Genomic DNA, 12,529 nt, shown 5'->3' with positions numbered 1-12,529 from the left:
CGGCGTTGTTGCTAAAATCGAGAAGTAATTCTCAAAAAAAATTACACAGCATCATTTAAATAAGATATAATGTGTGGTTCGGTAGTGTTCTATTCATAGAGCACTACCTTGCCTTAAACGGCAAAATACATATCTAGGGGTATAGCTCAATTGGCAGAGCGTCGGTCTCCAAAACCGAAGGTTGTAGGTTCGATTCCTACTGCCCCTGCCAAATACTTAAGTAACTGCAATTAGCGGTACTATTAAAATGTCAAACACAAATATAACAACCGTTTCCAACACTGGCGACAAGATCAAGATTACCCTTGCTATACTGATTCTTGCGATTGGTATTTTTGCCTATTCCTATTTTTCGGACTTGGCAAGCTACGCACGCGTGGGTATTTTTGTCGGTAGTTTGGTGCTCGCAGCGATTTTAGTTTGGCTTAGCGACTTAGGTAAGCGAGGCTTAGCTTTTGCTACCGGTTCATACAATGAGATGAAGCGTGTTGTATGGCCTAGTCGCAAGGAAGTTATTCAGATGACAGGCGTTGTTTTTGCCTTCGTCTTTGTGATGTCGATTTTTTTGTGGATTGCCGATAGCTTAATCGACTGGATTCTGTACGGTGTATTTCTAGGTTGGAAATAGGGAGAGTTGGTGAGTAAGCGTTGGTATGTTCTTCATGTCTTTTCAGGCATGGAGAAGAGAGTTCAGAAGTCCTTACAGGAAAGAATTGCCGAAGCTGGTTTGGATAGCTATTTCGGTCGTATCTTAGTTCCTTCTGAGGAAGTGATGGAGAGTCGCGCCGGTCACAAATCAATCTCCGAGCGTCGAATTTTCCCAGGCTATGTTTTTATCGAGATGGAATTAACTGATGAAACATGGCATTTAGTTAAGAGCACGAATCGTGTGACCGGCTTTTTGGGTGGTACGGGTAATCGTCCAACCCCGATTTCTGAAAAAGAAGTCAATAAAATTCTATTCCAAATTGAGGAAGGTGGTGAGAAGCCACGTCCTAAGGTATTATTCGAAGTTGGTGAGATGCTACGTGTCAAGGAGGGTCCATTTGCGGACTTTAATGGTACGGTAGAAGCTGTCAACTACGAACGCAGCAAGGTCCAGGTTAATGTCACGATTTTTGGACGCATTACCCCGGTCGAGCTGGATTTTAGTCAGGTAGAAAAGGCTTAATCCGCTTTATCTGCAGATTAAGCCGTTACTATTTTTTATTAACATATGGGGAGCTTTTAATTAAGCGCCTGCACCCATTAGGAGTATCAAATGGCAAAGAAAATTGCCGGCTTTATTAAGCTACAAGTGCCCGCCGGTAAGGCAAACCCGGCGCCGCCGATTGGTCCAGCATTGGGTCAACGCGGTCTTAACATCATGGAATTCTGTAAAGCTTTTAATGCTCAAACTCAGGGCATGGAGCCAGGTTTACCGATTCCAGTGGTGATTACTGCATACGCAGACAAATCATTCACTTTCATCATGAAAACCCCACCTGCAACTATTCTTATCAAGAAAGCTGCCGGTGTTCAAAAGGGTTCTGCACGTCCTAACCTAAATAAAGTAGGTAAATTAAACCGTGCTCAGTTGGAAGAAATTGCTAAAACCAAAGAACCGGATCTTACTGCAGCTGACTTAGACGCCGCTGTTCGTACTATTGCCGGTAGCGCCCGTAGTATGGGTATTGAAGTTGAGGGTGTGAACTAATGGCTAAAGTATCTAAGCGTTTACGCGCTCTCCGTGAAAAGTTTGATAGCGAAAAATTATACACTTTAGACGAAGCATTAGCGCTAGTTAAAGAAACAGCGACTGCTAAATTTGATGAGTCTATTGATGTGGCTATTCAATTAGGTATCGACCCTAAGAAATCTGACCAATTAGTTCGTGGCTCCGTCGTTTTACCTGCGGGTACGGGTAAGTCTGTACGTGTTGCCGTGTTCACTCAAGGTGATAATGCTGAAGCAGCTAAAGCCGCTGGTGCTGACGTTGTCGGTATGGAGGATTTGGCTGATGCGGTTAAGGCTGGTAACTTGGATTTTGATATCGTGATCGCTTCTCCTGATGCGATGCGCATTGTGGGTGCTTTAGGTCAAATCCTTGGTCCACGTGGCTTAATGCCTAACCCTAAAGTGGGTACAGTAACACCGGATGTAGCGACTGCAGTTAAAAATGCTAAAGCTGGTCAGGTTCAGTATCGTACTGACAAGTCCGGTATCATCCACAGTACCATTGGTCGTGCTTCATTTGAAGTCGATCAGTTAAAACAAAATTTAGCCGCTTTAGTAGATGCTTTAAATAAAGCGCGCCCCGCTTCTGCTAAGGGTGTTTATCTACGTAAAGCCTCCATTTCATCCACAATGGGTGGTGGAGCAAAGGTTGAGGTTGCTACTTTAGCAACAGCAGCCGCTGAGTAAAGAACTTTGGGCTGCGCCTCTAGGCGATTTAATCACATTGAATCACTTAGGGCGCTGCTGTCAAAGACCGCTGGAGTTTTTAAGCTCATATAGTTAAAAACTTAAAACTTATCCAGCGTAGACGGCGTCCCAACGGAAGAATTCAATTAGAACTCTGCCCTGGTACGCCGCATATGGTTGACGCAACGGGATTTTCCCACCGCGTCATTTAGATGGAGTAATCAAACCGTGAGTCTCAATCGTAATGAGAAAGCTGCCGTAATTGAAGAGGTTTCTGGCCAACTGGCTGAAGCTCAATCAATGGTAGTAGCTGAGTATCGTGGTATTGATGTCGGCTCTATCACCGTATTGCGCAAAACTGCACGTGAAAATGGTGTTTACCTACGTGTATTGAAAAACACTTTAGTTCGTCGTTCAGTTGCTGATACACCGTTTGAGGGTATCTCTGAGCAATTGACTGGCCCACTACTTTACGCAATTAGTAGTGATCCAGTGGCGGCTGCTAAGGTATTGTCCGATTTCGCCAAAACCAACGACAAGATCGTACTTAAAGCCGGTGCTTTACCGGGTAGCGTACTTGATGTTGAAGGTGTTAAGGCCTTAGCTAAAATGCCTTCTCGTGAAGAGCTATTGGCTAAACTATTGGGCACAATGCAAGCACCTGTTGCGAAGTTTGTGCGTACGCTTAACGAGGTTCCGACTAAATTCGTTCGCGGCTTGGCTGCGGTACGTGATCAAAAAGAGTCTGCTTAATTTATTCGCAGACTGTGTGTTGACACGTAATAGATTTTTGGAAATTCGTCGATAGAATCGATAACAAAACCAGGCAAATATATTTTTTAATTTTTGGAGTTCAAAATGGCTTTATCAAAAGCAGATATCTTAGAAGCAATTGCTAACATGAGCGTGTTAGAGTTGTCTGAGTTAATTACTGAAATGGAAGAAAAATTCGGCGTATCAGCTGCTGCCGCTGCAGTTGCTGTTGCTGCTCCTGCTGCAGGCGGTGACGCCGGCGCTGCAGGTGGTGCTGAGCAAACTGAATTCACAGTATTCTTAGCTGACGTTGGTTCTTCTAAAGTTAACGTAATTAAAGCAGTGCGCGAAATCACTGGTTTAGGCTTAAAAGAAGCTAAAGACTTAGTTGATAACGCACCTAAAGAAATTAAAGAAGGCTTAGACAAGGCTGCTGCTGAAGAAGCACAGAAGAAACTTGAAGAAGCCGGTGCTAAAGTAGAACTTAAGTAGTTCCTGCTTTAAAACACCCGGAGTAGTTTTTGCTATCTCCGGGTTTTTGTGTTTTCACGAAAAACGGACTCTAACCAGAAGAAGACGTACAATAGCATCAACTTCACAACTAATTTAGCTAGTATATGTAGGGTCTTTTCCGAGTGCCTCACACTTTACACTAAATTACACCCTGATGACAAGATGTGCGCACAGAGACGTTTTTCTTGAAGTCGCAAAACCCTCTTGATTACAAACGACTAGTAATCAGCTAACCATCTCGAGTTGGAGTGCTCATGCCTTACTCGTATACTGAACGTAAACGTATTCGTAAGAGCTTCGCTAAGCGCGAAGACATTCAAAAAGTACCAAACCTTCTAGGAACACAGCTCAATTCATATGATTTGTTTTTGCAGCAAAACGTTCACCATAGCCAACGCAAGGATGAAGGTCTACATGCCGCATTTACCGGTATTTTCCCCATTGAAAGCAATAATGGTTTCGCTCGTTTAGAGTTTGAAAGTTATCGCTTAGAAGCCCCTGTATTTGACGTAAAGGAATGTCAATTACGCGGTTTAACCTATTGTTCCCAGTTGTATGCCACGATCAATTTAGTAATTATGGATCGTGATGCGAGCAAGCCAACGGTTAAAGAAGTTAGAAAGCAAGAAGTATTCATGGGTGAAATCCCCTTAATGACTGACACCGGTTCATTTATTATTAATGGTACCGAGCGTGTTATCGTGTCTCAGTTACACCGTTCACCTGGTGTGTTCTTTGAGCATGACCGCGGTAAGAACCAAAGTTCCGGTAAGTTAATCTTCTCAGCGCGCGTTATTCCTTATCGTGGCTCATGGCTAGACTTTGAGTTCGATGCTAAGGACAATTTATTCTTCCGTATCGACCGTCGTCGTAAAATGCCGGTGACCACGTTGTTAAAAGCCATTGGCATGAGCTCAGAGCAAATTCTGGCTGAGTTCTTTGATTTCGATAAATTCGATCTCAAAGAAAGTGGCGCTTTAATGGATTTTATTCCTGAGCGTTGGCGCGGTGAAACGGCGCCATTCGACTTAGTCGATAAGGCGGGTAATGTCTTAGTTGAGGCAGATAAGCGTATTACTGTTAGACATCTACGCCAGTTTGCGGACGCCAATATGGACGAGATTTTGGTCAATGATGAGTTTTTAGTTGGTCGTTTCTTGGCTAAAAATATCATTGATCCCGAAACAGGTGAGGTCTTAGCCGAGGCTAATGCTGAAATCTCTGAATCTTTACTCACTGCCTTACGTGCGGCTGGTATCAAAGTGCTTGAGACCCTGTATGTCAACGAATTGGAAAAGGGTCCTTATATCTCTACCACGTTGAGTACTGATGACACGTTGGATGCCAATGCGGCGCGAATTGCGATTTATCGTATGATGCGTCCAGGTGAGCCACCAACCGAAGAGGCGGTTGAGGCCCTATTTGAGCGCTTATTCTATAGCGAAGATAGCTATGATTTATCACGCGTCGGTCGTATGAAGGTAAATAGCCGCCTCCATGGCATTGATAGTGCTGAGGGCGCCCTAACACTCACCGATGACGATATTTTACAAACCATTAAGATTCTCGTTGATTTACGTAATGGTAAAGGCGAGATTGATGATATTGACCACTTAGGTAATCGCCGCGTACGTTGCGTGGGTGAGTTGGCTGAAAATCAGTTCCGCGCTGGTTTAGTGCGGGTTGAGCGTGCGGTTAAGGAACGTTTGGGTTCGGCAGAATCTGACAACTTGATGCCAAATGACCTTATTAACTCTAAGCCTATCTCAGCGGCGGTTAAGGAGTTCTTTGGTTCTAACCAGTTGTCGCAGTTTATGGATCAGACCAACCCCTTATCGGAAATTACCCATAAGCGCCGTGTGTCTGCTTTAGGTCAGGGTGGTTTAACCCGTGAACGTGCTGGTTTTGAGGTGCGTGACGTACATCCTACGCACTATGGCCGCGTATGTCCGATTGAGACGCCTGAAGGTCCTAACATTGGTCTAATCAACTCGATGGCATTGTATGCCCGTTTAAATAACTTCGGTTTTTTAGAAACACCCTATCGTAAGGTTGAAAACTGCCGCGTAACAGACGAAATCGAGTATTTATCTGCGATTAAAGAGTCTAATTACGTGATCGCGCAGGCAAACGCTGAGTTAGATGAAGACGGTAAGTTTATTGATGATCTGATTGCGTGTCGCGAAAACGGTGAAACCATTATGACGGCGCCGGAAAATGTCCAGTATATGGACGTGGCACCATCACAAATTGTGTCCGTTGCTGCTTCATTAATTCCTTTCTTAGAGCATGATGATGCGAACCGTGCCTTGATGGGTGCTAACATGCAGCGTCAGGCAGTGCCTTGCCTGAAGCCTGAGAAGCCTTTGGTGGGTACGGGTCTTGAGCGTATTGTGGCGCTTGACTCCGGTACTACGGTACAAGCTAAACGTGGTGGTGTGGTTGATCACGTGGATGCACAGCGTATCGTGATTCGTGTGCATGACGAGGAGGCGCAAGCCGGTGAGGTTGGGGTGGATATTTACAATCTCACAAAATACACGCGTTCGAACCAAAATACCAATATCAACCAGCGCACTACGGTTAAACGCGGTGATGTGGTTGCGGCCGGTGATGTATTGGCAGATGGTGCCTCAACTGACTTAGGTGAATTAGCCCTAGGTCAAAATATGTTGATCGCCTTTATGCCATGGCACGGTTACAACTTTGAGGACTCGATCTTAATTTCTGAAAAGGTTGTTTCTGAAGATCGTTATACCTCCATCCATATTGAGGAATTGACGGTAGTGGCTCGTCAAACCAAGCTAGGTGATGAGTCGATTACACGCGATATTTCTAATGTGCCTGAAGTGCAGTTAAACCGTTTAGATGACTCCGGTATGATTCATATCGGTGCCGAGGTTCGTGCCGATGATATTCTGGTTGGTAAGGTAACGCCTAAATCAGAAACGCCGTTAACGCCTGAAGAGCGTTTATTACGTCAGATTTTTGGTGAAAAAGCCGCTGATGTTAAGGATACCTCTTTGCGTGTACCTTCCGGTATGAATGGTACGGTGATTGATGTACAGGTATTGACAGCCAAAGGTGAAAAGCCGGATGCACGTGCACAATCCATTATTGACGCAGAATTAGAGCGTTATCGTATTGACTTAGATGACCGTTTCCGTATTACACAAAATGATATTTTTGACCGTCTACAAAAAATCTTAGTGGGTCAGGTGGTTAATGGCGGTCCGCAAGGTCTTAAAAAAGGTAGCGCACTAAGCGCAGATTACTTAGAAAATCTGGATCCTAATTTCTGGTTTGATATTCGCTTAGCAGATGAGGATACCCAAGCCACGCTTGAACACGCCAAAGAGTCACTAGACTTTGAACGCGCTGAAATCGAGCGTATGTACGATGAGAAGCGTAAGAAATTAACTCAGGGTGATGAGTTACCGCCGGGCGTCTTGAAGATGGTTAAGGTGTACTTAGCGGTTAAGCGTCGTTTACAGCCTGGTGATAAGATGGCCGGTCGTCACGGTAACAAGGGTGTGGTTTCTCACATCGTACCGGTAGAAGATATGCCGTATATGGCGGATGGTACGCCGGTTGATATTGTACTAAACCCGCTTGGTGTGCCTTCACGTATGAATATCGGACAGATTCTTGAGGTGCATTTAGGTTGGGCAGCCAAGGGTATCGGTCAGCGTATTGATGAAATGCTTGCCGGTGAGCGTAGCAAGCAGGTGAGCGATATTCGCGCCTATCTTGAAAAGGTCTATAACGACGTTGGTAGAAAGGAAAAATTAGATAGCTTGTCCGATGAGGAAGTTATCGAAATGGCGCACAATCTACGTGACGGTCTACCGTTAGCAACACCGGTGTTTGACGGTGCGGTTGAGGCGGAAATTCAGCATATGCTGAAGCTAGCCTATCCGGATGAGATTAAAGAGCGTTTAGGCCTGACTGAAACACGTACACAAGTGAATCTGATTGACGGTCGTACAGGTGAGCCATTTGATCGTCCAGTCACGGTAGGCTATATGCACTATCTGAAACTGCATCACTTAGTGGATGATAAGATGCACGCCCGTTCTATTGGTCCATACTCACTGGTGACTCAGCAGCCATTAGGTGGTAAGGCGCAGTTCGGTGGTCAGCGTTTCGGTGAGATGGAGGTGTGGGCACTTGAAGCTTACGGCGCTGCCTATACGCTACAAGAAATGTTAACCGTTAAGTCGGATGATATTGCAGGTCGTACGAAGGTTCACGAAAACATCGTCAAGGGCGAGCATTCAATTGATGCGGGTATGCCTGAGTCCTTCAACGTCTTGGTTAAAGAAATTCGATCACTGGCTCTCAATATGGAGCTGGAGGGTAAAAAATAATGAATGGTTTATTAAGTCTATATAAGCAAATTGCCCCTGATGAGCAGTTTGATGCAATTAAAATTGGTATCGCTTCACCGGAAAAGATCCGTTCGTGGTCTTACGGTGAGGTGCGTAAGGCTGAAACCATCAACTACCGCACCATTAAGCCGGAGCGTGACGGTCTGTTTTGTGCCAAGATTTTCGGCCCGACCAAAGACTATGAGTGTTTGTGCGGTAAGTATAAGCGCTTAAAGCATCGCGGCATTATTTGTGAAAAGTGTGGCGTGGAAGTAACTGCGGCCAAAGTACGTCGTGAGCGTATGGGGCATATTGAACTAGCCAGTCCCGTTGCCCATATTTGGTTCTTAAAAAGCCTGCCTTCTCGTTTAGGTATGGTGCTTGATATGACCTTGCGTGATATTGAGCGCGTCTTATACTTTGAGGCCATGTGCGTGATTGAGCCAGGCATGACGCCGTTACAGCGCGGTCAAATCATGACCGAAGAGGAGTACAACAATAAGGTCGATGAGTACGGTGATGAGTTCGTTGCGCTGATGGGCGCTGAGGCCATCCGCGAGTTATTGCGTACGCTAGATATCGATAAAGAAGCGGAAACCTTACGCGAAGAGCTTAAAATAACGACCTCTGAAGCTAAGCTTAAGAAAATTTCCAAACGTCTTAAAGTGGTTGAGGGCTTCCAAAAATCGGGGATTAAGCCTGAGTGGATGATTCTTGAGGTGTTACCTGTGCTGCCACCGGATTTACGTCCTTTGGTACCGCTTGATGGTGGCCGTTTCGCGACTTCGGATCTGAACGATTTATACCGTCGCGTCATCAACCGTAATAACCGTTTGAAGCGTCTGATTGAGTCTTATGCGCCTGATATTATCGTACGCAATGAAAAGCGTATGTTGCAGGAAGCGGTTGACTCGTTGATGGATAATGGTCGTCGCGGTAAGGCCATGACGGGTCAGAATAAGCGTCAATTAAAGTCACTTGCCGATATGATTAAGGGTAAGGGCGGTCGCTTCCGTCAGAACCTGTTAGGTAAGCGTGTGGATTACTCCGGTCGTTCGGTGATTGTGGTCGGTCCGCAGCTTAAACTACATCAATGTGGTTTACCGAAATTGATGGCCTTAGAGCTCTTTAAGCCATTTATTTTCCACCGTTTAGTGGCGATGGATTTAGTGGCAACGACAAAAGCAGCCAAGCGCTTAGTGGAGGCTCAAGAGCCGGTCGTTTGGGATATTCTTGAGGAAGTGATTCGTGAGCACCCGGTACTATTAAACCGTGCGCCAACGCTGCACCGTCTTGGTATCCAGGCCTTTGAACCGGTACTGATTGAGGGTAAAGCGATTCAATTGCACCCGCTAGTGTGTGCGGCCTTTAACGCGGACTTTGACGGTGACCAAATGGCGGTACACGTGCCCTTATCGATTGAGGCACAGGTAGAATCGCGTACCTTGATGTTAGCGTCTAATAACATCTTATTCCCAGCCAGTGGTGAGCCTTCGATCGTACCTTCTCAAGATATTGTTTTAGGTCTTTACTACACCACTCGTTCACGTATTAACGGTAAGGGTGAGGGTAGCTTCTTTGCTGACCTGAATGAATTGCATCGTGCCTACAATACCGGTGCGGTTGAATTACAAAGCCGTATTACGGTGCGCTTAAATGAGTGGGTTAAGGATGCAAACGGTGAGTTCCAGCCGCAATTAAAACGTGTTGAAACTACGGTTGGTCGTGCTTTGCTGTCTGAAATTTTACCTAAGGGTCTGCCGTTTAGTGTTATCGACAAAGCGCTGACTAAAAAGGAAATTTCTAATTTGGTGAGCCAAGCTTATCGTCGTTGTGGTCTGCGAGAAACCGTTATTTTTGCCGATAAACTGATGCAGTCCGGTTTCAGTTTAGCGACTAAAGCGGGTATCTCCATTGCAGTGGACGATATGCTAGTGCCTGCTGCTAAAGTCGATATCTTGGCGCAAGCCTCTGAAGAGGTTAAAGCCATTGATAAACAGCACTCTTCTGGTTTGGTAACAACCCAAGAGCGTTATAACAACGTGGTTGATATTTGGGGTAAAGCCACTGAGCGCGTCACGAAGGTGATGATGGAGCAATTAGCCACTGAAAAAGTGCTGAATCGCTTTGATGAAGAGGTGGACCAAGAGTCATTTAACTCCATTTATATGATGGCTGACTCCGGTGCTCGAGGTTCGGCTACGCAGATTCGTCAGTTAGCGGGTATGCGAGGCTTGATGGCTAAGCCGGACGGTTCAATTATTGAAACGCCGATTACTGCAAACTTCCGTGAGGGTCTGAACGTACTTCAGTACTTTATTTCAACCCACGGTGCGCGTAAGGGTCTGGCCGATACAGCGTTAAAAACTGCGAACTCAGGTTACTTAACTCGTCGTCTTGTTGACGTGACTCAAGACTTGGTGATTATTGAGGACGATTGTGGTACCACCAATGGCTATATGATCAAAGCCAAGGTTGAGGGCGGTGAAATTATCGAGCCTCTACGCGATCGCGTCTTAGGTCGTGTCGCTGCCGCTGATATTATTAATCCGGATACGCAAGAGACAGTGATCACAGCTGGCACCATGCTAGATGAGGATGCGGTTGAGTTAATTGATAAACTCGGCATTGACGAGGTTAAGATTCGCACGCCATTGACATGTGAAACACGTCATGGTTTATGTGCTCAATGTTATGGTCGCGATTTAGGTCGCGGTACACTAGTGAACCGTGGTGAGGCAGTGGGTGTGATTGCTGCTCAATCTATCGGTGAGCCGGGTACTCAGTTAACCATGCGTACCTTCCACATCGGTGGTGCGGCCTCACGTACTGCTAGCGTGTCTAGCGTTGAGACGAAGTCTAACGGTAAGGTGGCTTTCTTGGCCTCGATGCGTTATGTGACCAACAGTAAAGGCGAACGTATTGCGATCTCTAATAACGGTGAGCTATTAATTGTTGATCCGACAACTGAGCGTGAACGTGAGCGTCATCGTGTACCTTATGGTGCGACGGTGATGGTTGGTGACGGTGATGAGGTAAAAGCGGGCGCTAAATTAGCCACTTGGGATCCATTAACTCGTCCGATTGTGTCTGAGTATGCGGGTCAGGTGAAATTCGATAATATCGAAGAGGGCGTGAACGTAGCCCAGCAAACCGACGAAGTGACCGGTTTATCGACCTTAGTCGTGATTACACCTAAGCGTGCTACACGTGCCAATGTACGTCCGCAGATCAAGATGTTGGATGAGAAAGGTGAGGAGCTTAAAATCCTCGGTCCAAACAATACCAGCCATAGCGTAGCGATTAGCTTCCCGGTCGGTGCCTTGATTCGAGTACGTGATGGCCAGGAGATCGGTGTGGGTGAGATCGTGGCTCGTATCCCTGTGGATTCTCAGAAAACCCGTGATATTACCGGGGGTCTACCACGTGTGGTTGAGCTATTTGAAGCCCGTTCACCTAAGGATGCCGGTATTCTTGCTGATGTTTCCGGGGTGGTTTCCTTTGGTAAGGACACTAAAGGTAAGCAGCGTTTAGTGATTACTGATACCGATGGTCAGCCGCATGAATTCTTGATTCCTAAGGAAAAGCATATTCAGGTACAAAATGGTCGTGTGGTTCACCAAGGTGAGTTAATTGTTGACGGTCCTGCTGATCCGCATGATATTCTGCGCCTCAAAGGTATTGAGATGCTTGCTCAGTACATTATTGATGAGGTACAAGAGGTTTACCGCTTACAGGGTGTGAAGATCAACGATAAGCATATTGAAGTGATTGTGCGTCAGATGCTACGTCGTGTGGTGGTTGAGGATGCTGGGGATACTAGCTTTATTCCGGGTGAACAGGTGGAGCGTTCTGCCTTACTTGATGAAAACGATCGGGTTCAGGCTGAGGGCGGTCAACCGGCGACTTATCAGAATATCCTCTTGGGTATTACCAAAGCGTCACTCTCGACAGACTCCTTCATCTCTGCCGCTTCCTTCCAGGAAACAACCCGCGTACTAACTGAAGCTGCGGTGATGGGTAAACGTGATGAGCTACGTGGTCTAAAAGAAAACGTGATTGTGGGTCGCTTGATCCCTGCCGGTACTGGTTTAGCTTATCACTTAGCACGTCATCAGAAGATCGACAGTCGTAGTAGCTTCGAGCACAGCAGTTCTACTGAACAAGAAAACCCCTTTATTGAGCCGGTTTCTCTTGAAAGTGCTTTAGGTGCAACTGCAGAAGCAGTGACGACTGAGCTAGATAGCAGCAAAGAGTCAGGCCCTACTGAAGAGTAAGCTGACAAGCCATACCCTAGCTGTGAAGACTATTCTTAGATAGCCAGTAGCAGTTGGGTTCATTTATAAAAATAGCCGTTATATATAATATAACGGCTATTTTTAGATCAGGCTGCACTGTTTGTTGTGGATTTTAAATCTGCCAAATGATAATATTATCAATGGCTTAAGTGAATAATTGTAAGCGTCCGGTGAACACATGTATTCATTCCT

Annotated in this window: 8 protein-coding genes and 1 tRNA gene; all 9 read left to right on the top strand. The window is 45.9% G+C overall.

Annotated features, from left to right (window positions below):
• Positions 1–135: 135 nt before the first annotated feature.
• Positions 136–211 (top strand) — tRNA-Trp (locus tag HMPREF3179_RS04850).
• 36 nt (positions 212–247) lie between these two features.
• A complete protein-coding gene (gene secE, locus HMPREF3179_RS04845) occupies positions 248–628 on the top strand; it encodes a preprotein translocase subunit SecE (protein ID WP_070469892.1) in 381 nt (126 codons plus the stop codon).
• Positions 629–637: 9 nt separating this feature from the next.
• A complete protein-coding gene (gene nusG, locus HMPREF3179_RS04840) occupies positions 638–1,171 on the top strand; it encodes a transcription termination/antitermination protein NusG (protein WP_026156960.1) in 534 nt (177 codons plus the stop codon).
• A gap of 90 nt (positions 1,172–1,261) precedes the next feature.
• Entirely contained in the window at positions 1,262–1,696 is a 435-nt protein-coding gene (rplK, locus tag HMPREF3179_RS04835; RefSeq protein ID WP_018027360.1) for a 50S ribosomal protein L11, read from the top strand.
• The gene (gene rplA, locus HMPREF3179_RS04830; RefSeq protein WP_018027361.1) at positions 1,696–2,403 is read left to right on the top strand and encodes a 50S ribosomal protein L1; all 708 of its coding nucleotides are present in this window, start codon (positions 1,696–1,698) and stop codon (positions 2,401–2,403) included. Before rplK ends, rplA begins: the two co-directional genes overlap by 1 nt.
• 228 nt (positions 2,404–2,631) lie before the next feature.
• Positions 2,632–3,156: a 50S ribosomal protein L10 gene (gene rplJ / locus HMPREF3179_RS04825; protein ID WP_070469891.1), complete on the top strand. Its 525-nt coding sequence runs from the start codon at positions 2,632–2,634 to the stop codon at positions 3,154–3,156.
• A 105-nt stretch (positions 3,157–3,261) separates the two neighbouring features.
• Positions 3,262–3,648: a 50S ribosomal protein L7/L12 gene (gene rplL / locus HMPREF3179_RS04820; RefSeq protein ID WP_018027363.1), complete on the top strand. Its 387-nt coding sequence runs from the start codon at positions 3,262–3,264 to the stop codon at positions 3,646–3,648.
• Positions 3,649–3,923: 275 nt separating this feature from the next.
• Entirely contained in the window at positions 3,924–8,039 is a 4,116-nt protein-coding gene (rpoB, locus tag HMPREF3179_RS04815; protein ID WP_036560267.1) for a DNA-directed RNA polymerase subunit beta, read from the top strand.
• Entirely contained in the window at positions 8,039–12,316 is a 4,278-nt protein-coding gene (rpoC, locus tag HMPREF3179_RS04810; protein ID WP_070469890.1) for a DNA-directed RNA polymerase subunit beta', read from the top strand. Before rpoB ends, rpoC begins: the two co-directional genes overlap by 1 nt.
• The last annotated feature ends 213 nt before the right edge of the window (positions 12,317–12,529 follow it).

It is taken from the genome of Oligella sp. HMSC09E12 (assembly GCF_001808505.1).
In the GTDB taxonomy this organism is placed as follows: domain Bacteria; phylum Pseudomonadota; class Gammaproteobacteria; order Burkholderiales; family Burkholderiaceae_B; genus Oligella; species Oligella urethralis.
Note: the sequence above shows the minus strand (reverse complement) of the source record. Positions and strands in the feature narration are given on the sequence as shown.